Origin of the sequence: Acinetobacter sp. WC-141 (assembly GCF_000313935.1) — a bacterium.
Classification (GTDB): Bacteria; Pseudomonadota; Gammaproteobacteria; order Pseudomonadales; family Moraxellaceae; genus Acinetobacter.
Genome location: NZ_AMSS01000016.1, coordinates 1 through 22,300 on the forward strand (window position 1 = coordinate 1; position 22,300 = coordinate 22,300).

Below are 22,300 nucleotides of genomic sequence, written 5' to 3' on the forward strand. Positions count from 1 at the left end.
AATCTTGTACTTCATCCAAAGTATCAAATAAATGCTTGCTCAGCCAACTATAACGTATGGTCCGATTATAGCGTTCAATATACGCATTCTGCTGTGGCTTACCCGGTTGAATATATTCAATACGAATACCGTGCTCAGTAGCCCAGCGCACAAATTCGTGACTGATAAATTCGGGACCATTATCGCATCGGATCACTAACGGTTTTTCTCTCCACTCCAGCAATTGATTCAACGTACGAATAACCCTGATTGTGGGCAATGAGAACCCTGCTTCAATGGCTAGGCCTTCGCGGCGGTAATCATCAATCACATTCAATAATCGAAACTTGCGACCATCGGAAAGCTGATCATGCATAAAATCTAATGACCAAACCTGATTTTCTCGGATTGGTTCTTTCAATGGTTCAGGCGCATGCCGTTTTAGTCTTCTTCTCGGTTTAATACGCAGATTCAGTGCCAACTCACAGTAAATGCGGTAAACCCGCTTGTGATTCCAGCAGCAACTCTCAACATGCCGTAAATACGAGAAGCACAAACCAAAGCCCCAATCGGAATTTTCCTCAGTGAGTTCAATGAGCTGTTCAGCAATGAGTGCATTGTCATCGCTGAGTTTGGCTTGATAGCGGTAGCAGGTTTCACTAATGCCAAATGCTTTACAAGCCAAACGAATACTAATGGCATGCTGGGCAACTGCCTGTTGTGCCATCTTACGCCGGCAAGATGGCTTTACCACTTTTTTGCCATCGCTTCCTGGATGATTTCGGCCTTTAATCGCTCTTCCGCATACATCTTTTTAAGTCTGGTATTTTCGGCTTCTAGCTCTTTCAGTCGAGCCATTAATGATGTATCCATACCACCATATTTGGCACGCCATTTATAAAAGGTAGCATTACTCATGCCGTGTTCACGGCAAAGGGTCGCTACAGGTGTGCCAGATTCTGCCTGTTTCAAGATGGACATGATCTGACTGTCAGTAAATTTAGATGTTTTCATGCAGAATCTCCTGCTCGTATCTTAAGAGAAAATTCTACTTTTAGATCCTTTTATTTTTAGGGGGGATTACCCTAGTAGTAAGTTCTTTCTTGCAATTTTTCTTATGATGAATCTTTCAAATACATATGCAGCAAAAATACAGACTGTAGATGCTGAAGTACAGGAGAGTGCTGTCGATGTAATGGAAGCTGCTGGAGCAGAAGCTGTAGGTGGGCAAGAGGATATGTGCCGTGTTGACGAGGCATGTGATGTTGCATCTGCTGTTTCTGAGGATGAAATGTACGGTGGCATTCAACAGGAATATGTCGTAAAAGGCTGTAAGGTAACCATCTACAACGATGGGCCTGTGAAAATGGTCAATGTAAAGACGGATCAACCTTGTGATGCTCCACTTCCTAAAGACCATAAATTTTCTAGATAGACTCTGTGAGCCTATAAATTATTTTGAGTGCCTTTAAAAAGTTTTAGTTCTTGGCAACTCATATGGAAATTTGGATTGAGTTAAGCAGATTGAGATTTCAGCTTAACTTTATATTTCATATTGTCTTGGGAATGAATCCTCACTTTCTACTATTTAATCTTTAGCATGTTGTTTTTTCTCAAAATCATGAACCATTCGAATACGCTCTTCAGTTGCTGGATGAGAGGATAAAGTATCAAGCACAGCTGTAGATAGTTTATTAGCTGAAGATTCTTCTTGAGAAGTTGGTGAGTTGGACTGAGTTTTTTTATCGATACCTTCTTCTGTTGTATCGCTTAAACGTTGTAAGAAATTTGCGAAGTGCGAGACTTCTATATGCTTCCTATCCATCAGCTGTAAAGCATATAGATCGGCTTCGGACTCAAATTTACGTGAGTAATTTGCACCAATCATAGCAGCAGGTAATGACGTAAATAAGTCTGAATTATCTCCTGTCATTGCAATGTATAATATACTTAGGCCTAAACTAGTTAACCCTTGTTGCAAACTATGGCGATAAACCAAATGGCCTTGTTCATGGGCTAATACGCCTAAGATTTCCTGATTAGTATGTGCCATTTTGATCAGTTCATCTGTGACGATAATCGTATTATTAGGTAGCGCTACAGCATTTGCCCCTAAATGATCGCCTTTACGGAAGACTAATTTGGCTGGTCTGTTTTCAGCAATAGTATTCAAATATTGCTTATTAATTTGGTCTTTTTGAGTTCGTGCTAATTGACTGGGTGCAGTCCAATTATTTAATACATAATTCTCGGCTTCATCACCTAGTTTCTTTAAAGTATTTTCAGGTAATTGAAAAGCAAGATAATGGGATGTGGCTGGAACACCCCATTTCACTAGACTGATCGCAAAAGTAACCACAAAAATTACACTAAAAAGAATAAGACTCGGAGAGCGTTCAAATTTCCAGATCGAATGTTGAACCTTTTTAGTTGTGTAATTAAACCATTCTGGTAATGCACTATGAAATTCAATCCGTGCATCATCAGATAACTCAATCACTGGGTGTAACTGTCCCAACGCACCAATCAATTTCATATCAGTATATTGATAATGACGCTGTTGTTCTAATTGCTCACCATACCGAATGAGAACTTCAGATTTAGATTGAGCTGAAATCTGAGCACGGTGAGGTTTAGACACTATGCCATCATAGAAAATGATATCTACTGCTTGGGACATAAATTATTAAACTCAGATTATTATAGAGAGATATCGATATCAAAAATATCACTGATTTCTTCAGCTAAAGCACTTTGTTCTTGCTGAGCGAGATTCATCATTTGATCTGGATCATCTAATAAAATTAAACTCATCGATTCAATCTGATATTTGTGAATACGAACTGCAGCCCAAGCAGACATTAAGCCTATGGATAAGATTTTTACAATCCAGTTTGAAGCTACAATCCATGCAAAACGCCATTGATTACAGTCTGTTTTAAATTGACTGTTTCCAACTGTAGTATTGTTCCATGTCGTAATAAAAAGACGTGCAGCAATTAATGGATAAATAAATAATCCAATAAATGCATATACCATAACTATTCCGAAGACTACAACGTTCGGTGAGAACCCAGCAATTGTTCCTGCAAGAGCAAAGTAAATGATTGAAAAAATAGCAATTATACCAATCGCGATAAAAACTGGTATATAAACTGCAGCCATATATGCAGACCATTTCGCGTTTAATTTAAAATTTAATTGTCCAGCATATAAGTTGTTTAGATAATATTTTTTATATAGCCAAATAGCTACAGGTGTAAAGATTCCTAATGTGAAAATATATACCAATATACTTAAAAGAAAGACTTTATAAGATTCTTTTATCGTTCCACCAAAATAAAAACGAGCGTTACCAAACTTACTATTTCTTGCCGTAAAACGCAAAGTAGCGCGAATTAGCCAAGGTATTGCTGTATATAGTGCAAATAGTCCAACCACCGTCGCAATCATTGAATACTGTGATGAAATTGCAAATACTGCGTAAATTCCTAATGCAATTAAGCGTCCAATCAAAATCTTGGTTGGAATCCCTGTAAAATCAAAGCGGCGTTCAAAAAATTCTGTATTACCATAGAAATAGCGTAAGCGACGAACTTTAGCCCAAGGTGCATATAAGCTTAAAGTAATAATAGTCAAAAGAATATTAACGATCCAGATTCCAAAATATTCTGAGGCTTTACCATGAAACTTAAAATGATAAATTCCTGATTGAGAAATTGGTGGGGACGTAATATATTGATCCTCATTCAAATCTTGAGGAGATGAGGGTAAAGCTTGTTCTTGCATTTTATTCTCTTTATTGAAACTAAATGATCTTGATTGAATGTAATAGATAATTAGAAAGCTATTGAGAACATTATATATTTTTTATAAATTGAAAGGAATAGAATGAAAAGCAAACAACACTGTTTACCATTATATTCTTATTGAGTTGTTCCGAGTAAAAAGCTTACCGTGTGAGGCATGCTTTTTAGGTTTGAAGTGAGATTGATATTTTATTGCATTTTTAGGTTTTAAATTTAGTAGTAAATCTAATTTGAACTAAAATTTTTCTGAATCATTCATTTCATGCTATTCACTTTACTTAGCATTAATAGAATATACCTTTCCTTGAATACTTTTTGTACATCTAATAAAGATATTTCCATTTTATCATTTACCATTTTTTATATTCTAATCTTACCTGTTGAATCTAATATATCTATATAAATTTTAATCCCGTTATAAACCCTAATTTAATAATAACTCACTCATTATTTATCCTTACTTTTTAATGATCTATTTTAAAGCAAATGTCGTTTTGTGTGCTTGACTGTAAAAGGGTTGGGCACTATTCTTTGCCTGCTGGCCACATTGCCAGTCGGTCGTCGCAGACCGTGAAAACAAAGTCGATATGCAAAACTCTTGTTTTGTGTGTCGGGAACTCGTTCGCCCCCTTTTTCTCTACGGTAGGGCGGAAGGGGGACACCTTCGGGTGTGCTGGTTCCTTTGTTTCCAGTCTGCGAACCCTCTTTCGTTCTGCCACCATAATTTTAATGTTTTGGCAGAACTCCCAATAAAAAGGAGTTGGTTTTTGCACATTCATCATTTCTTGGCAACCTTTGCCAAACGCTATAACAACACAACTTAGTTTTTAACGAGTTTGATCGCCATGAGGCTGATCAGGCTTTAAATCGTTACGATCAAAAAACTTAATCAACAATAAAACTTGAGATGTGCCAAGCACAGTCTTTTTAGGCTTTGCTATGCCTTTTATTTGCTTAAAAAAGAGTAAAGGCATTTTTATCTCATTTATATACAACAAGAATTTATTTTATAACGGTAAAACTATGCCACATTCAGATCTGCCATTTCGTGCTTTAGGTGTGCTGCACACTTCCCGCTATCTTTTTAATAAATTCGGCTTTCACAACGTTGGAATCGACCGAATTATTGAGTCGGCAAAAATCCCTAAAGCCACATTTTATAATTACTTTCATTCAAAAGAAAGGCTAATTCAAATGAGCTTAACCTTTCAAAAAGATGGCCTGAAACAAGAAGTGCTTTCAATTATTCATGTTCAAAAAGAATTAATGCTGCTTGAAAAACTGCGTAAGATTTACTTTTTACATGCCGATTTAGACGGACTCTATCATTTGCCTTTCAAAGCTATTTTTGAGATTTCGAAGGCACATCCAAAGGCGTATCAGGTGGTCGTTGATTATCGAAACTGGCTGATTAATGAAATCTATAAACTGCTTTTAACAACAAACGCCAATGCTTCAAAACAAGATGCGCACATGTTTTTGTTTGTGATTGATGGGGCAATGGTTCAGCTTTTAGATCCAAACAAGCCAGATGAAAGAGAAAAGTTATTAGATTATTTTTTAATTACTTTGAGGCGAGATTAATAAGAAAGAAAAGGGGAGGAAAGTAATCAAAACTGCTTACTTTCCTTACTTTTTAAATAAATTAAATCTGAGCTTAACTTAGATAAATATTACTTCTTTTGCTTAAAGCGGTATTTACACTTTAGACAGCGATAATCTTGAAAAATGTTTTTGTCGATCATTACGCCTGCTTTTTTACCAAAAATATTACCGACCACACCGCCAGTAATACCTGCACTAATAGCACCGATAAAAGTTCCTACAGTTCCACCAACAATCACACCTAATGGGCCAGCAACAGTACCAATAGCTGCTCCAACAGTAGCACCAGTGGCTGCACCACCTACAGTGCCTGCCGTTGTGCCAGCAGCTGTGAGTAAAACACCGCCAGTTGTTCTAAGTAATTTGTCATGGTCACGTGCTTCAACTTCTGTAGAACCACACTTAGGACATTGCAGAGCTTTTTCCATAAAATTTCCTGTCTTTCATCATTGAGTGACACAGTTGATTGGGCTTAAATCAGAGAGTGGGTAAAACAATACTTATCACTAAGTGCTTTGCCTGATCGGTGATTGCAACCATAAACTGGTCTGCTTCGATTTTAGCTGAACATTGACACAAATATTTATAGATCATGTAAACACTTGTACTTTAATAATTATCCCATTAAAAACTAAATTTTAGAATAACTTAGGGTTACATACCCGTGTATCTAGCAGAGAGCCATTCAATAATAATGAATAGAATGAGAATGTTTTGTAGAGCAGATTTGCTGAAGCTGATGAGATTGTGCAGGCTGTTAAATGATGAAAGGCTTATCCTGTTTGAATAAGCCTTCTTTAAAGATTAGATTGATTTTTTCCAACTCAAAAATTTATATAATCCAAACATGAAAGTAATCCAGATCGGAATTAAAATTACGGATTTTTCAAAGCCTTGAGTCCACATGATATATAAAATCATGCCAATAAAAATCAAAACAATATAGTTACTCAAAGGTGAAAATAGTGCAGGGAATTTAACAACTTTGCCTTCAAGTTTCATGGCACGTTTAAACTTTAAATGGGTAAAACTAATGATTGCCCAGTTTAAAACCAAAGCTGCCACAGCCATGTACATGAGATAGCTTAAAGCGTCTTCGGGGATGAAATAGTTCAGTAATACACAACCAAAAATCAGAATAGAAGAGAAGATAACAGCAGCTTTTGGAACCCCTTGTTTGCTCACCTTTGTAAAAATTTTGGGTGCATGACCTTGTATAGCGAGTCCATACAACATACGGCTGTTTGCATACATGCCGCTGTTATAAACCGACAGTGCAGCGGTCAAAATAATAAAGTTAAGCAAATGTGCTGCCCAACCAATGCCGAGCTGGCTAAAAATCATCACAAATGGACTTTTATCTAAACCACCGAGGTCCAATTGATTCCAAGGAATAAGCGACATGATGATAGCAAGCGAAGCCACATAGAAAACCAAGATTCGAAAGATGACTTGGTTAATGGCTTGTGGAATACTTTTTTCTGGATTTTCCGCTTCAGCAGCAGTCATCCCAATCAGTTCAATACCGCCAAAAGCAAACATTAAGAAGGCGAGCATATAAAACAAGCCAGAGAACCCATGCGGGAAAAATCCGCCATGCTGCCATAAGTTTGAGAAGCTAGCGATAGAATCGCTACCTGCGGTAAGCAATAAATATAAGCCAAACACAATCATGGCAATGACAGCAGCAACTTTAATGATGGCTAACCAAAACTCAGATTCACCATAAAATTTAACGTTGCCTAAGTTCAAACATGTGACTAAAACAAAGAAAAATAAGGCTGATATCCAAGCAGGAATGTGTGGCCACCAATAATGCACATATTTAGCAACTGCTGTCAGCTCGGTCATGGCGACCAGAATATAGACTACCCAATAGTTCCAGCCTGATAAAAAACCTGGGAACTTTCCCCAATATTTTTGTGCAAAGTAACTAAAGGAACCGACCACAGGTTCTTCTACGATCATTTCACCCATTTGGCGCATAATTAAAAATGCGACCAAACCGACAATGGCATAACCTAAAATAATAGAAGGACCAGCAGACTGGATGACTTGTGCAGAGCCTAAAAATAAACCTGTCCCGACAGCGCCACCCATAGCGATTAACTGGATATGGCGATTTTTAAGTCCGCGTTTTAATTGGGAAGATGAGTTGCTCAAAATATATGCGCTGAATAAAAAAGCTGGCGCTATTGTAATAGATTGGCTAGGGATAACCTAGTTTGAAAAGGATTTTACTCAGCTAAATAAAAGGGATTCGCACAAAGCTATACGAATCCCTTTTTGAAAATTGTTTGTTTTATAAATTAGAAAGACACCATTTTTCCAGGGTTCAGCATTGCACCAATGCCATACATACTTTTAGCGAGTGGAATAACAACGGGTGCAAGGGTACGGCCAAAAATAATATTTTGATGGTCAATTTTAGATAACATTTCAAAGTCGTTAGATTGCCCAACAAAGTCACTCGCAATCGCTTTACCAATGCGTACCGTCTGTGCAACGCCGTGACCACTCCAGCCGTGAACAGCATAAATCGGGAATTTATTGCCAAACTTACGGCTATCAACTGCACCATTTACGGTTAAATCAGTCGTTCCACTCCACACAAAATCCATCTCTAGATTTTTAATTTGCGGAAACACGGTATGAATTCGGTGCTCTAAATAATTTAAAGTTTTCTCTGGTCCCCAGCATGTTCCTGTACCTTGGCCACCAAACAGTAAACGGTTATTAAACACGGGACGATAGTAATCAATCTGGAACTGCGTGTCATAGACTGGATGCCCAAATGGCAGAAGCTCTTTTGTATCAAGCTCTAGCGGGGCAGTCGTCGCAACATAAGTATAGAAAGGGATAGTGGTATTGTTTTGCTCTGATAAGAGTTTAAACGAGGCATGATGTACCGCCAAAACCACAGATTTTTTAGCTTTGACTACGGCATTTGCTGTTTGAACATAAATACCATCTGCTTTTTCTTCTATCGAAATGACTTCTGTTTGTTCATAAACAGAGCCGCCATTTTGGCAAAACCCATAAATTAAGCCACGGTTCAAAGCTAAAGGATGGATTTGTCCACCCAAATCATCAATTAAACCACCCGTATAATAATCAGACTTAATATAGTCCATGAGTTCGTGTTTACCTACAATGCGCGTATGGTCTTCACCTAAATATTTTCGTGCATCGGCGCCTTGTGTTAAACCAACCAAATGTCCTTCATGAACAGCGGCAGTAATGTGACCATGTTTTCGGTCAAAGTTGAGTTGGTATTTTTCTGAGATGTCATCAATCAGTTGCATTGCTTCTGTAGAGGTAAAATGCCAGAGTTTTTTGGCATCTTCATAGCTGAGTCGATCGGCCATTTCTTGAGCTTCCCAGCGCGCTAAACCTGGAGTGAGCTGTCCACCATTTCTGCCCGAAGCTGCGCTACCAATACGGTTTTTTTCTAGTAAAACAGTATCTACGCCTTGTTCAGCTAAATGTAATGCACTTGATGAACCTAATAAGCCACCGCCAATAACCACCACATCGCATTCAATATCAGCTTGTAAACTGTCAAATGTATGCCAATCAGAAAGCGAGCTTTCATAATAGTTCGCTGGGTTATCTACCGATGTACCGTTAACTGTAGTTGAGTCAAATTTTGCATATTTGGGATTTAACCAGCTCCACTCTTTGCCCACTTGTAGAGAATTACTTGGTTTATATTGCACGTCTTTTAAAAGTTGAGGTTTAGAAATAATTTTCATAACAAAGTTCCTGTAAAATTAATAAGCATTACTAATCGCAATACTTTGTTTTTTAATCGTTTTATAGATAAATAAAAGAATGCCTAACGATAACCAGAAACATCCGAAAGTAAGCGAAGATGAATCAAGGTTAAGCCAGAGGCAAATAATGCTAATGACTGAGATAAGCGGTAAAAATAGATTTAAAAATTTGTTTTTAAACCCTGAGCGCTGTTTATCTTTAATATAAAACTTCATAAAAACTGAGAAATTTACGGCTGTAAAAGCAACTAGTGCACCAAAGCTGATCAGGCTTACAACTTGTGCTAAATCTAGAAAAACCGCAGACATCGAAATAAGACCAACAAATAAAACTGAGAAAAATGGTGTACCTAAGGAGATGTGAATTGTCCCAAAATACTTTTTAGGAAAAATATTATCGGTACCCATTATATACAGTAAACGCGAAGCACTGGCATGAGAAGCAAGACCAGAGGCGACTGTGTTCATAATTTGTCCGCATAAGAATATGGACTGGAAAAAAGCACCGCCCACATAGAGCACAATTTCAGGAAGCGCTTCTGAAGGGTGATGAAAGCGAAGATTATTAGGGAAATAAAGCTGAATAAACCAAGCCGCAGTAAAGAAAATAAACCCACCAGCAAGTGTCGTTAACATGACTGCTCGGGGAATATTTTTGGTGGGTTGTTTGGTTTCATTTGAAAGCGTAGTAACCGCATCAAAACCTAAAAACGAAAAGCACAAAACTGAGGCACCTGCTACAAGAGGCAAGATAGATTGCTGCTCATGCCAGAGTGGAGCCAACGTAAGCACATGTTCATAGCCTTGCGTAGAACCAATACCCTGAATGACTAAATACACAAAAATGACCATGAGTATGATGGGTGCAAATACAAACAACAGACTCAGATTGGCAAGTAACCGAATGCGGAAACAATTCACTAAAGTGACTAGACTCGCCGAAACAATTACCCAGAACCAGTAAGGCAGACTTGGAATAAGGGCGGTGAGATAAATTGCGGCAAGCAAAACATTAATGAGTGGTAATAATAGATAGTCGAGTAGAGAACACCAGCCGACAAAAAAACCACTTTTAGGGCCTAAACTTTCGGCCGTATAACTATATGCTGAACCTGATTTTTCCGAAGTTTTACTGAATCTTGCATAGCTCCAAGCGGTGAGTAACATGGCGCCAAGTGCGAGTAAATATGCAAGTGGCACATGACCATTGGTAATTCCAGAGACAATACCGAAAGTATCAAATACCGTCATGGGTGTCATGTAGGCAATACCAATAATGGTGACTTGCCAAAGAGACAGTTTTTTTAAGGAAGACGTTTTATTTTCCATGTCATTTCAACCTCAAATTTCGTTGTTTTGCTTTTCATCCGGAAAAGCGATGCTATTTTTGAGCCAAAACTTCCCCTAGACCTGAGTAAATAGGTCTATTTGAAGAAAGTTTGTACAAAAGTGGGTGGCTGTTGTGCCTTGGTGATGCCCTAAAGTAAGGTCAAATATTTATATCTTTGATTTCACTCTAGATCACGACCAGTTGAAAAGATTGACACGGTCGTGAGAGAACCTGCTGGGTGCTTTGTCCTCTAAATAATGTGCCTGTCCTGATCGTGACGTCATTTGAAGTAATGACTCGGGAAGAATCGTTGATGACGATTGCTTTTTGTTTGATGTTTTTAAGCTTCGGCATGAGTAGTTTTTCGAGTGCAGAAACTAAGATGTCGGTGGCAATTACACCAATAAATTGATCGCGAATCATGACTGGATGGGCAAGGGTGATGGTGTATGCACCATTACAAATATAGTCGACATAAGGCCCATGGATGCACGGACTTTTATTTTGAGCAGGTTTATGGAACCACTCAAAAGAACGAAAATCTAAAAACCGCTGAGCATTTTGATAGTTTTCAAGTTTTGCTTGCTGCAACTGATCTTCTTTTTTATACCACCATTCGAGTGTCCAATAATCTTGTTCTTCTTGCGTTGCAGGGCTATAACTTGCAAAGCCGATACCTTGACTGTAATGGCTTTCCTGTAGCGCCTTTTTAATTTCTTTTTGCAATGCTGCACGCTCTGAACCTGAAAGCTTAATATCTTTAGTCTTTTCAGGTTCATGCTTAGAGAGAATTTTGCTCGCTTTGGTCGCCAGCTTTTCTGTAATGGCTGTCGTTTCTTCAACCACCGTCTTTAACAAATTTTGAAGCTCTTCTATATCTAAATGTTGGGTCATTCCTATAACTCCTAAAATTCCGTATTTCTCACTTGATACTTTATAAGCGCTCTACTTTATTGTTTTTATTCGATAGATAACTTATATCGAAGCATTTGGTCTGTTAGCATCGAAATGATTTTTCGTGCTTGAATAACAGCATCATCTTCATTGCCTTGAACAAAAGATGATAAAAGTTGGTGGTATTGAGCGACGACCGATTGATGAAATTGATCATCTTGGTAAAGCACAGCAATGAGCGGTGCCCACTCGGCTTGTATAGTTAACTCTTGATTTGCCAAGCGAGCTGATTGGGCAAACGAGGTGAGTGTCAGCAAGCAACGTAAATCAAGTTGAGCACGTGTGTCTGCTTCAACGGCCTGTTCAAACTGCTCAATAAGCTCTTTGATTTTATTCAGTTCATATTCAGTGGTTCTTTGTGCGGCTAAATAGGCGCCATGACTTAAAATTGCACTATGAAACTCGCCTAGATCAGCTAGATATTCATTGGAAGCTTGACGTAGCGGATGTTTGTTTAAGAGCAAATCAGGTGGTAACTCACAAACAAAACTTCCGCCGTTTCGCCCGCGTCGTGTATCAATCAGACCCTTTACGCGTAAAGTATTTAACGCTTCACGAACGGTAATGGGTGACACTCCCATTAAGCGAGCTAAATCCGCCTCGTTAGGAAGTTGTTCATTACTTTTAAGCAATCCAGAGATAATTGCATTTTCTAAGCGTTCTACAACTTGTTCCGATCGAGTTGCCTGAGCGATAGGTGCAAAAATTATCGTATATGCTGACATGGCGAATTCTCTAAAAGCTAAGTCAGTGACTTAGCTTAATGAAACGGATAAATGATTAAAACACGCCATATTGATGGACTGCCTGTTCATCTTCAGGCACGGCTGGTATTGCATCCCAAAGTTCAACAATCTTGCCATTATCTACACGCCATAGTTCAAAATAGGCATGTCGATTACCAGCAATATTTCCTTCAGAATGTGTCAATACAAATTGACCATCAGCAATGGAGCGATGAGTTTTGGAGTATACCAAACCTTGTCCTTCATTACGGATATTGTTCAAAAAATCAATCACTGCCTTAACGCCATCGCCAATATCTGGGCTATGTTGAATGAATTGATCATCGTGGGTGTATTCTTTAAATGCTTCATAATTGCCATCAATTAATGACTTCTTAAAGAACGAGGTCACAATCTCACGATTTTTCTCTGGGTCATGGTGAGTTACGATTTCAGTTGGGCCATCTAATTGTGTTCTACCACTTACATTTGGAGCGGCTTCTGCCACCAGACCATCCCAGTGTTCCACAATTTTGCCATCTTTGACTCGGTAAATATCAAAACCAACCAAAGGGTTTTCATCTAATCCCTGAAAGCGGCCATGAATTGCAACCAAGTCGCCATCTGCAAGTACACGTACAGCTTCATGCTGCATGTCCGGGCAGTCTTCTACCAGTTGGCGAAGTCCGGAAAGACCATTTGCAACCAAAGGTGAGTGCTCAATAAAGTCTTCAGAAAAATAACGGTCCAAAGCAGTGGTGTCGTGCAAATTAAATAGCTCGTGATGGGCTTTAGTCACCAAGTCTTTCATTTCTTGTTTATTCATTTTGATCTCCTTTCAAAGTCCATTTTTATTGTTCATTTGAACTCATCACATGCTTAACGCGCGTATATTCTTCAAAACCGTAGCCTGATAAATCTTTACCATAACCTGATTTTTTGAAACCGCCGTGCGGCATTTCTGCGGTGAGTGGAATATGGGTATTAATCCAAACTGTACCGAAATCGAGTTCACGAGACAGGCGAGTTGCGCGCGCATGGTCTTTTGTCCAAATACTTGATGCCAAGCCATATTCAATATCGTTGGCTTTTTCAATTGCATCATTTTCATCGATAAATTTTTGAACAGTGATGACCGGTCCAAAAATTTCATTCTGGATTGCTTCATCGTGTTGTTTTAAGCCACTAATAACGGTTGGTTCAAAATAGAAGCCCGGGCGATCTGCTTGTTTTCCACCCGTTTCAACTTTGGCATGAGCCGGTAAGTTGTCGATAAAGGCTTTAACATTCTTTAATTGATTGGCATTGTTAAGTGGACCATAAAGCGCATCTTGATCATCGGGTTCGCCAAAACGAGTATTCTTTGCAGCTTCAACGAGTTTAGCTAAAAACTCATCATGAATTGCTTCAGACACAATCACACGTGTGGCCGCAGTACAGTCTTGGCCTGCGTTGAAATAGCCCGTTAATGCAATCATTTCAACTGCTTTATCAATATCGGCATCTTCAAAAACCACCACAGGTGCTTTACCACCAAGTTCAAGATGAGCTTTTGCTAGATTTGCTGCGGCAGAAGCTGCAACTTGTAATCCGGCACGAACCGAACCGGTAATAGAAACGAGTGCAGGGGTCTTATGTGATACAACTTTTGAACCCACCTGAGCTTGTCCTAACACCACGTTAAATGCACCTTTAGGGAAAAATGGTGCAGCAATTTCAGCAAGTAAAAGCGTACTTTCAGGCGTGGTATCACTTGGTTTTAGTACCACTGTGTTACCTGCGGCCAAAGCAGGAGCAATTTTCCAAACCGCCATCATGAGTGGATAGTTCCAAGGTGTAACTTGACCAACTACGCCGACAGGTTCACGGCGAATAGAAGAGGTTAAACCTTCTAAATACTCACCTGAAGCTGTGCCATTGAGTAAGCGGGCAGCGCCTGCAAAGAAACGGACCTGATCTGCCGATGCACCCACTTCTTCAGATGCAATTAAGTGTTTTAACTGACCTGTATTACGACTTTGAGCCTCAATTAAACGCTCTGCATTTGTTTCAATGGCATCTGCCAATTGAAGTAAAGCTTTTTGACGAGTCGAAGGTGTACTGCGTCCCCAAATTTTAAAAGCTTCTTTTGCAGCAGCATAAGCTGCATCAACTTCAGCCTCGGTTGCATTCGGTGATTGTGCATAAACTTCCCCAGTCACCGGGCTGACCAAGTCGAAATAATCATTTCCTTTGCTAGCAACATATTCGCCGTTAATAAAGTGTTGTAGTTGAGTTTTAGCCATTTTTTATACCTTGTCCTTAGGTTTTAACATATAACATATAATACTATATGTATTATGTTTTAAATTTTCTGTCAAATGCTTTGATGAGGGGAGTCAGTGAAAAAAGTCGGAATTTAAATCAAATTAGATTTTAAGTTTTTGATTTGATTATTTAAAAAAAATAAAAAATTTATTGAAGATTTTTAGGCAAGGTTGATTGACGTCGTAGTTCAGTAGATTTGAGGAAAGCCAAGAGCAGAATTTTACTAATCAAAAGCAGCTTGATGAGCTAAACCTGCTTAGCTCATCAATTTTTTGTTTTTTATGATTTGAAGTTAAAACGGATGATTAGGTCTTATGACTTGCAAGTAGAATGCTGGTTTCACTGTTATAAATACCAGAAATATTTCTGATTCTCTCTAAAACTTTATCGAAGTTTTCTAAGGTGTCAGAGCGTAGTTCAACTAAAATGTCCCATTTGCCATTGGTTTTATGCAAACATTCCACGGCACTTTCTAGGCGTAATTCTTTAATCACGGATTGTGCTTTAGTGCCTTCGACCATAATGCTCATCCATGCACGAATAACGTTGCGTTCTGCATTGGGCTTAAACCTTACCGTATATCCGGTAATGATGCCCGAAGACTCCAAATACTCGATTCTCTTTTTAACCGTTGCGCGTGAAACGTGAACTTTTTCGGCTAACTCGGTAACAGACATCCGTGCGTTATCTTTAAGTAAACCTAAAATAATTTGATCAATGTTATCCATATTGTAATTGTCAATTATCAGATTGGTAAAAAATAATTCATTTTTGACTGAATTACAAATTTTGTGAATCAATTTGATTTTGAATAATAGGGTCATCAGTTAAGCCTAATAATTCAATTTAATGGACTAGATAAGATGAATAATTTTGCAGTTTCTCGTAATGACTTTAACGAGTGGATGGTTCCAGTTTTTGCACCGGCAAATTTCATTCCGGTACGTGGGGAAGGTTCACGTATTTGGGATCAAGAAAATAAAGAATATATCGATTTTGCAGGCGGGATTGCAGTAAACGCATTAGGTCATGCGCATCCAGTGGCAGTAAATGCTTTAACACAACAAGCAACAAAACTTTGGCATGTAGGCAATGGATATACAAATGAACCCGTTCTACGCCTTGCAAAACAACTCACCGAAAATACATTTGCAGATAAGGTTTTCTTCTGTAACTCAGGTGCTGAAGCGAACGAAGCAGCTTTAAAACTGGCTCGTAAAGTTGGTCTAGACAGTGGTGTTGCTGGCAAAAGTGGCATTGTGGCATTTAATAATGCTTTCCATGGCCGTACTTTATTTACTGTTTCAGCGGGTGGTCAACCTAAATATTCACAAGACTTTGCGCCACTTCCAAATGGCATTAACCACGTTGCTTTTAACGATTTAGAAGCTGCAAAAGCAGTGATTAATGAGCAAACATGTGCTGTTATTGTTGAGCCGATCCAAGGTGAAGGCGGCGTTATTCCTGCTGACCTCGAATTTTTAAAAGGTTTGCGCGCACTGTGTGATGAGTTTGGTGCCTTACTGATTTTTGATGAAGTGCAAACGGGTGTTGGTCGTACAGGTGCACTGTATGCCTACATGAACTCTGGTGTTATTCCAGATGTGTTAACGACTGCAAAAGCACTAGGTGGTGGTTTCCCAGTAGGCGCAATGTTAACAACTGATAAGTTTGCTCCACATTTTTCAGTGGGTACACATGGTACGACTTATGGTGGTAATCCATTGGCAAGTGCAGTTGCTGGTGCAGTATTTGAGTTTATTAATACACCTGAAGTGCTTAAAGGCGTTAAAGAGCGTCATGACTACTATAAAAACGCTTTAAATAAATTAAATGAAAAATATGAAGTCTTTAAAACGATTCGCGGTGAAGGCTTATTGATTGGTTGTGCCTTAAAAGATGAATTCGCTGGTAAAGCAAAAGACATTAATAATCTTGCGGGCGAAGAAGGTTTATTGAGTTTGATTGCTGGTCCAAACGTTATACGTTTTACTCCGTCTTTGATTATTCCATTTGCCGATATTGATGAAGGTCTGCAACGGTTCGAACGTGCGCTTGCTCGCTTTGTGGAAATTCAAAAGGATGAACAAGCAGCATGATGATTATTCGTTACATCGAACCTAAAGATGTTAATGATCTTTACCTGTTGGCGCAAAAAGCAGGTTTTGGTTTGACATCTTTGCAGCCCAATATGGAAAAACTTGCCGCTCGTATTGAGCGGGCGTGTAAAACTGTTGCAGGCGAATTATCAAAAGCAGATCAGGTCTATTTATTTGTTTTAGAAGATACTGAACTCAACAAAGTTGTCGGTGTTTGCGGAATTGAAGTTGCACTTGGTTTAAAAGAGCCTTGGTATAACTTCCATGTAGGAACCCAAGTTCATGCGTCAGAACCTTTAAGTGTTTATAACGCTTTACCTACTTTGTATTTGAGTAATGACCATACCAACTGTAGTGAGCTTTGTACTTTATTTTTAGACCCAGACTATCGCTTAAATAAAAATGGCAAATTTTTATCGAAAGTCCGTTTCTTATTTCTCTCAGCATTCCGTCAATATTTTGAAGAAACCATTGTTGCCGAAATGCGTGGTTACTCTGATGCCAATGGACAATCACCTTTTTGGAATGCGGTAGGTCATAAGTTTTTTAATATCGAATTTACCAAAGCTGATTATTTGAGTGGAGTCGGGCAAAAGGCTTTTATTGCTGAACTAATGCCAAGACATCCCCTCTATGTCGATATGTTACCTGACGATGCTAAAGCCGCGATTGGTATTGTGCACCCGAATACTCGACCAGCCTACAACCTCTTGCTTGAAGAGGGGCTACGCTATAAAGGCTATGTCGACATTTTTGATGGGGGTGCGACACTGCAAGCGGATATCGAAAATTTACGGGCAATTAAAGAGAGCCATTCTGTAACGGTACAAATTGAACAATCTGAAAATATCGCTGTAGGTGATGAAGCTTACATTGTGGCGAATGATGATTATGAAAATTATCGCGCCATTCTTGTGTATAGCCAGCCTCATCAGAACATATTGCAGTTAACAAAAGAACAGGCAAAACAATTGAATGTCGAAAATGGCTTTTTAGTTCGTGTGCTAAGTGTTCAAGTTAAACAGGTTGCGAGCCCAGAATTGGTCAATAAACTCAAAGCCACTGAACATTCTCGAATGGCTGTTAATTAAGCGAAAATTACTATACATTTCACCAAATTTAAGAAGGAATACTATATTATCGCTAGCGCAAGATTTGTATATGGATAAACACAATCTTGCTCGCTGAGCTGGAATTAATTAGCCTGTTTCTATTATATGAAAGACAGATAATTAAAATATTTAATTTATTTATATATTTTAATTGTGTGCTGAAATTATATTAATAGACGATGGGCTAATATAATAATGAAGGAAAGGATTTATGATGGATTTTTATGGTTGTAGGTAATAGCTTTTAAAAAGGAATTTATAAGGTTTTAAGTGATTTAATAATATTATTAACATGATTTAATGGACTAAATTAATAATCATATAATTTATTTATTATTAAAGCATTTACGACGGTTGCTATAAATTGGAGTAAATATTACATGAGTAAGAATAACGGAAAGCAGTTCCTGGAAGGAGATCTTCTTGGTAGTCAACATATGACTGAGCAAGAAGAAGAGAAATTGCAGCGCTCATTAACCAATCGTCATATTCAGATGATTGCGATTGGCGGTGCAATTGGTACTGGATTATTTATGGGTTCTGGAAAAACATTAAGCATTTCAGGTACTTCAATTGTTTTAACCTATTTAATTATTGGTTTTTTCTTTTTCTTCGTAATGCGAGCAATGGGTGAGTTGCTGCTGGCGAATACTAATTTTAAAACATTCGCCGATTTTGCAACGGCTTATCTTGGCCCGTGGGCAGGTTTTTTTCTGGGTTGGTCCTATTGGTGTAACTGGATTATTACTGCGATTGCAGACGTAATTGTGATCGGAGGGTACATGCAGTTTTGGTATCCCGATTTACCCGTCTGGATTCCTGCATTTACTTCCTTAGCAATTTTAACCATACTCAATTTTGTAGCTGTTCGGCTATTTGGTGAGCTTGAGTTTTGGTTTTCCCTCATCAAAATTACTGCAATTATTCTATTTATTCTGGCTGGTATTTATTTAATTGGTACCGGATTTACTTCTCCAAATGGGGTTAAGGCCTCAATGACCCATTTGTTTGAAACAGAGTCAATGTTCCCATATGGGGTAACTGGTTTCTTGGCTGGCTTTCAAATTGCCATATTTGCATTTGTGGGTATTGAGCTTGTCGGGACAACTGCTGCTGAAACAAAAGACCCGCACACCTCACTTCCAAAAGCCATTAACTCGATTCCTTTACGTATTTTATTATTCTATGTGGGCGCATTGGTTTGTATTATTGCCGTTACATCTTGGGCTAAGGTTTCACCAGAAAAAAGTCCATTTGTAGAAATGTTTACTTTGGTCGGGTTACCAATTGCGGCAGGTTTAATCAACTTTGTTGTTGCGACTTCAGCTTTATCTTCTGCAAATAGTGGAATCTTTGCGACCAGCCGTATGTTATATGGCCTAGCTTTAGACAATGATGCGCCTAAAAGCTTTAGTAAACTATCGAAAAGAAAAGTTCCGATTAGAGGCCTCGTATTTTCAATGGCGTGTGTAACGCTTGGAACATCCATTTTGTTTATTGTTCCAAATGTTATGACAGCGTTTACGATTATTTCAGCGCTTACTTCAATTTTATGTATTTTTACATTCATGCTGATTGTGCTTTCATATATTTATTATCGTAAGAAAAGCCCAGAATTACATATTCAGTCAAAATATAAAATGCCGGGTGGTTTATTTATGGCATGGATGACGATGCTATTTTTAGTTTTTACTATAGTAATTTTAGCATTAGATCATGACACACTGATTGCCTTAGAGTTTTCACCAGTATGGTTTATTGGTTTGTTTATTGCCTATAAATATAAAAAGAAAAAGATGTTGCAGCTTGATATCTTAAAAGCTCAAAAGGTTGATTATATTTAAATAAATTTTAGTGATTTTATTAGAAATCTTATTATTTAAAAACCCAATAAAAAAGCCTCATTACAAGGCTTTTTTATTATCTCTACTCATCGAATTGAGTGAGCAGAGGATTTGCTAATGTGAATAATTTCCTTACCAAATCAAATAAAACTCATACCCAACAGAATCATTTTTCTACAATCTCACCTTTACGATTCATCGTCACATGACCTGCAAATTTATTTGGATTGATAATATTTCCATAACCAGTGAATTGTTCTGGTTTAATTTCCTTACCTTTGTCATCGACAATAGAACTCCATTGATCCATTAGAATTGGAACTTTAAAACCATTGAAAGTGTTATTCGTGATCCGAACACGAGGGGAGTGGTCTAATACAATGGCGTAGGCTTGATCATTTTTTTGAGTAAGGGTAAAAGTATTTCCATCAATAACTGTGCCAGGGGAGAATTTTATGTATAAAGCATTTGGAATGGCAGTAGTATCATTATTTGCATCGGGAAATATTTGTTGTGATTTATCGATGAGTTTAGATGAATTAGTTTTAGTTAAAGTAAAACTACTTTTATTACTTCCAGCTTTATCTTTTGAAAGTGTAGTATTTACACCTAGTTTAGTTTTAGAAATTATTTTATTTTGAATTATAGTTGCTTTAGAGCCTGAAATATATATTTTTTTTCTATAATGAATTGAGAGGAAAGTATTCCTCCTCCCCATGAGCTTAACTCTAAAGTATCAGAATAATTTTTCATGTTTTTAAAGTAAAAATTTTCAATATTTCCTTGGTATGTCCCCGAACTATATTCTTTAGCATATAAAAATCCATATTTTTCTGCATAATTATTTATTTGTGTATTTGTTGAAAAATTTGGAGAAATATAATTACCTCCTAAAGATAAATAAGTATTTAATAAAATACCATTCTGAATAGTCGTATCATGGCCTCTAAGTTCAACAACAGGAAAGCCTTGTTTAGAAAAATCCCAAACATGTCCTTGTAAATCAAGTTCCTGATTTTCGAAGTCTAAAATTAAACCTGAACGCCCTCCTGAGTAGCTACTGGTATGTCCAGCGCCAACTAAAATTTGTAAAAATTTAGGTGTATAGTCCTTTGAAACCTTTTTTGCTATAGAGTCTTGTGTAGCACAGACTTTTTTAATATTTTTTCCATTCAGTTGACTGTTACCACATTCAGGAAACTCATATTGCATACCATTCGCAACATCATCATTACCACAAGTGGTCAATGAAATGGATGAAGCTATAAGAAGTATTATTTTTTTCATTTTGTCGCTCCCTGAGGTGGGTTACCTTGAATACCAAATACTTTATTTTGACTCTGTATTTGAGTAATTGATTTTGTAGAAAATTTTAGCCTATAGTTACGCACCCCTTTTTCCACCCTTTCATTTTCCCCATCCTGTGACTCATATTTCTGCACAGATGTATCCCAAATGACGTTATCAAATTTCTTTTTTTGCTCAAGGGAGACAATAGATTGAAATGCCAATATACGATTAAGGCTATGTCGTGATGGATATACAATAACTGTTGTTATCATTCGATTCTGATATTCATCTAAGGTTTTACATACACTGGCAATTTCCTTAGATTTACAATCAGGCATAATGTATAAATTATTTTTTAAGTGGTTATTTCATAAAAAATATGTTTTAGATTATAATATCTAACCTCTGATTTGAAAATACTATATAAAAAAGTATTTAAAGATTTTTATTTGAAGTAAGTTGAAATTGTTTGGTGGTCTGAGTTGAATATTATTAAGTTTATTTAAAAAATAATATAATAAGTGGTAACTGGTGAGTAAAATTAAATTTTATTGTATACTAAGTCAAGTTACTTCAATTAAAAATATATTTATGTTTAAATTTTATTGAAAATTATCTTGTAAATTTTGAGCAATAACACACCACTAACTTCTATTTTTCAGGTCGTACCTTTAGAGAAAAATACTTAGTACTAAAATAAATATGAGATGATTAGTATCAATTCTTATAGTGAAACTGTGAGAATTGAACTGACTGTTATTTTTTATTTATTTGATAAAAAGGTTTTTAAAATATTTTAAAAGAATGTTTTTAAATATAGCAGTGATTTAACCCATACAATTAATGAATATAGATTGTATGGGTTAAATGAACAACGATATGTAAAAGAGTAAATTTATGACTTTTGAGAGAAAGAAAATTTGGGGCGAGCAACTAGAACAGCTTGCTGGATCGGTTGAGCCTTTATTGGAAGAGCTTGATCTAGATTTACCAATTAAACAGGAATCTACATTGCTAGTTGATGAAGAGCGAAGTATTTATTATTTATCATTTTTTGTAGGAAGTGGTTATTTGTCACCTGCTGAAAAAATCATATTAGAAAAAGAGGGACCGTATTATTTTGACGGTTATGAAAATAACCCTGTAACCCCCTTTCATTGGCCAGCAGTAGAGGCAATTGTGACCCCAACACAAGTGATATTATTTACGTCATTTGAGTTTTCAGTTGCAAAAGTTGAGGAGTGTAAAGCTAATAGAGAATTTTATATATCTTCACTGAGTATTAAATCTTTAGATAATCCAGATATTATCCATATTTATTCAGAAGATCAGGTTCCTCAAGAAGTACACAGTATTATTGCTGAAGCATTTTATATATATCAACAAAGAAAAGAGTGGAAAATTACCACACAGCTTTATTATAACTTTGGTGTAGATATGCTCAAGGGCTTAAGAAATTAATAATTAAAA

21 protein-coding genes are annotated in these 22,300 nt (G+C 37.3%); 6 read left to right on the forward strand and 15 right to left on the reverse strand.

The annotated features are described in order from the left end of the window. A protein-coding gene (locus ACINWC141_RS02710) for an IS3 family transposase (RefSeq protein WP_155757871.1) occupies positions 1-993 on the reverse strand; the annotation gives its coding sequence in 2 pieces (ribosomal slippage) (positions 1-741 and positions 741-993; 994 coding nt annotated over the 2 pieces). This gene is flagged as partial in the annotation. Positions 994-1,096: 103 nt separating this feature from the next. On the opposite strand from ACINWC141_RS02710, the gene ACINWC141_RS02720 reads away from it, so the two are divergent. After that, positions 1,097-1,414 carry a hypothetical protein gene (locus tag ACINWC141_RS02720; protein WP_009387722.1) on the forward strand — a complete coding sequence of 106 codons (318 nt, stop codon included), beginning with the start codon at positions 1,097-1,099 and terminating at the stop codon, positions 1,412-1,414. A gap of 153 nt (positions 1,415-1,567) precedes the next feature. Here ACINWC141_RS02720 and ACINWC141_RS02725 read toward each other — a convergent pair whose 3' ends face one another. Beyond that, entirely contained in the window at positions 1,568-2,659 is a 1,092-nt protein-coding gene (locus ACINWC141_RS02725) for a M48 family metallopeptidase (protein WP_009387776.1), read from the reverse strand. Between the two features lie 20 nt (positions 2,660-2,679). Continuing rightward, entirely contained in the window at positions 2,680-3,768 is a 1,089-nt protein-coding gene (locus ACINWC141_RS02730) for a YjgN family protein (protein WP_009387740.1), read from the reverse strand. A gap of 1,043 nt (positions 3,769-4,811) precedes the next feature. Between ACINWC141_RS02730 and ACINWC141_RS02740 the strand changes: the two genes are divergently transcribed. Further along, the gene (locus tag ACINWC141_RS02740) at positions 4,812-5,372 is read left to right on the forward strand and encodes a TetR/AcrR family transcriptional regulator (RefSeq protein ID WP_034677447.1); all 561 of its coding nucleotides are present in this window, start codon (positions 4,812-4,814) and stop codon (positions 5,370-5,372) included. Between the two features lie 89 nt (positions 5,373-5,461). Here the strand turns inward: ACINWC141_RS02740 and ACINWC141_RS02745 are convergent, their stop codons facing one another. From ACINWC141_RS02745 to ACINWC141_RS02785, 9 genes are all read right to left on the reverse strand, one after another. Next, positions 5,462-5,821, reverse strand: a complete 360-nt coding sequence (locus tag ACINWC141_RS02745) for a hypothetical protein (protein WP_009387832.1) — start codon at positions 5,819-5,821, stop codon at positions 5,462-5,464. Positions 5,822-6,197: 376 nt separating this feature from the next. After that, positions 6,198-7,556, reverse strand: a complete 1,359-nt coding sequence (locus ACINWC141_RS02750; RefSeq protein ID WP_081399994.1) for an amino acid permease — start codon at positions 7,554-7,556, stop codon at positions 6,198-6,200. A gap of 146 nt (positions 7,557-7,702) precedes the next feature. After that, positions 7,703-9,148: an NAD(P)/FAD-dependent oxidoreductase gene (locus ACINWC141_RS02755; protein WP_009387759.1), complete on the reverse strand. Its 1,446-nt coding sequence runs from the start codon at positions 9,146-9,148 to the stop codon at positions 7,703-7,705. 18 nt (positions 9,149-9,166) lie between these two features. Next, positions 9,167-10,498, reverse strand: coding sequence for an APC family permease (locus ACINWC141_RS02760; protein WP_009387752.1), 1,332 nt, complete (start codon positions 10,496-10,498; stop codon positions 9,167-9,169). A gap of 187 nt (positions 10,499-10,685) precedes the next feature. Beyond that, a complete protein-coding gene (locus tag ACINWC141_RS02765) occupies positions 10,686-11,393 on the reverse strand; it encodes a cache domain-containing protein (RefSeq protein ID WP_009387741.1) in 708 nt (235 codons plus the stop codon). Positions 11,394-11,458: 65 nt separating this feature from the next. After that, complete coding sequence (locus tag ACINWC141_RS02770) at positions 11,459-12,178, reverse strand: FadR/GntR family transcriptional regulator (protein ID WP_009387742.1); 720 nt, start codon at positions 12,176-12,178, stop codon at positions 11,459-11,461. 55 nt (positions 12,179-12,233) lie between these two features. Next, positions 12,234-13,004, reverse strand: coding sequence for a nuclear transport factor 2 family protein (locus ACINWC141_RS02775; protein WP_009387750.1), 771 nt, complete (start codon positions 13,002-13,004; stop codon positions 12,234-12,236). Between the two features lie 25 nt (positions 13,005-13,029). Further along, on the reverse strand, positions 13,030-14,463 hold the full coding sequence (locus tag ACINWC141_RS02780) for a gamma-aminobutyraldehyde dehydrogenase (protein WP_009387732.1): 1,434 nt from the start codon (positions 14,461-14,463) through the stop codon (positions 13,030-13,032). 327 nt (positions 14,464-14,790) lie between these two features. Beyond that, entirely contained in the window at positions 14,791-15,213 is a 423-nt protein-coding gene (locus ACINWC141_RS02785) for an Lrp/AsnC family transcriptional regulator (RefSeq protein WP_002120489.1), read from the reverse strand. A gap of 135 nt (positions 15,214-15,348) precedes the next feature. Here ACINWC141_RS02785 and ACINWC141_RS02790 point away from each other — a divergent pair, with 135 nt between their 5' ends. From ACINWC141_RS02790 to ACINWC141_RS02800, 3 genes are all read left to right on the forward strand, one after another. Then, a complete protein-coding gene (locus ACINWC141_RS02790) occupies positions 15,349-16,584 on the forward strand; it encodes an aspartate aminotransferase family protein (protein ID WP_009387723.1) in 1,236 nt (411 codons plus the stop codon). Then, positions 16,581-17,675, forward strand: coding sequence for an arginine N-succinyltransferase (gene astA, locus ACINWC141_RS02795; RefSeq protein ID WP_009387795.1), 1,095 nt, complete (start codon positions 16,581-16,583; stop codon positions 17,673-17,675). The genes ACINWC141_RS02790 and astA overlap by 4 nt, the downstream gene beginning before the upstream one ends. Before the next feature lie 401 nt (positions 17,676-18,076). After that, complete coding sequence (locus tag ACINWC141_RS02800; protein WP_034677450.1) at positions 18,077-19,540, forward strand: amino acid permease; 1,464 nt, start codon at positions 18,077-18,079, stop codon at positions 19,538-19,540. 166 nt (positions 19,541-19,706) lie between these two features. Here ACINWC141_RS02800 and ACINWC141_RS19995 read toward each other — a convergent pair whose 3' ends face one another. Genes ACINWC141_RS19995 through ACINWC141_RS02815 form a run of 3 tightly spaced genes read right to left on the reverse strand, consistent with a single transcriptional unit; the run spans position 19,707 to position 21,168 of the window. After that, positions 19,707-20,258 carry a hypothetical protein gene (locus ACINWC141_RS19995; RefSeq protein WP_155757875.1) on the reverse strand — a complete coding sequence of 184 codons (552 nt, stop codon included), beginning with the start codon at positions 20,256-20,258 and terminating at the stop codon, positions 19,707-19,709. Next, positions 20,183-20,827: a hypothetical protein gene (locus tag ACINWC141_RS02810; RefSeq protein ID WP_009387792.1), complete on the reverse strand. Its 645-nt coding sequence runs from the start codon at positions 20,825-20,827 to the stop codon at positions 20,183-20,185. Before ACINWC141_RS02810 ends, ACINWC141_RS19995 begins: the two co-directional genes overlap by 76 nt. Continuing rightward, on the reverse strand, positions 20,824-21,168 hold the full coding sequence (locus tag ACINWC141_RS02815; RefSeq protein WP_034677453.1) for a hypothetical protein: 345 nt from the start codon (positions 21,166-21,168) through the stop codon (positions 20,824-20,826). The genes ACINWC141_RS02810 and ACINWC141_RS02815 overlap by 4 nt, the downstream gene beginning before the upstream one ends. 559 nt (positions 21,169-21,727) lie before the next feature. Here ACINWC141_RS02815 and ACINWC141_RS02820 point away from each other — a divergent pair. Further along, positions 21,728-22,291 carry a hypothetical protein gene (locus tag ACINWC141_RS02820; RefSeq protein ID WP_009387817.1) on the forward strand — a complete coding sequence of 188 codons (564 nt, stop codon included), beginning with the start codon at positions 21,728-21,730 and terminating at the stop codon, positions 22,289-22,291. Positions 22,292-22,300 lie beyond the last annotated feature (9 nt).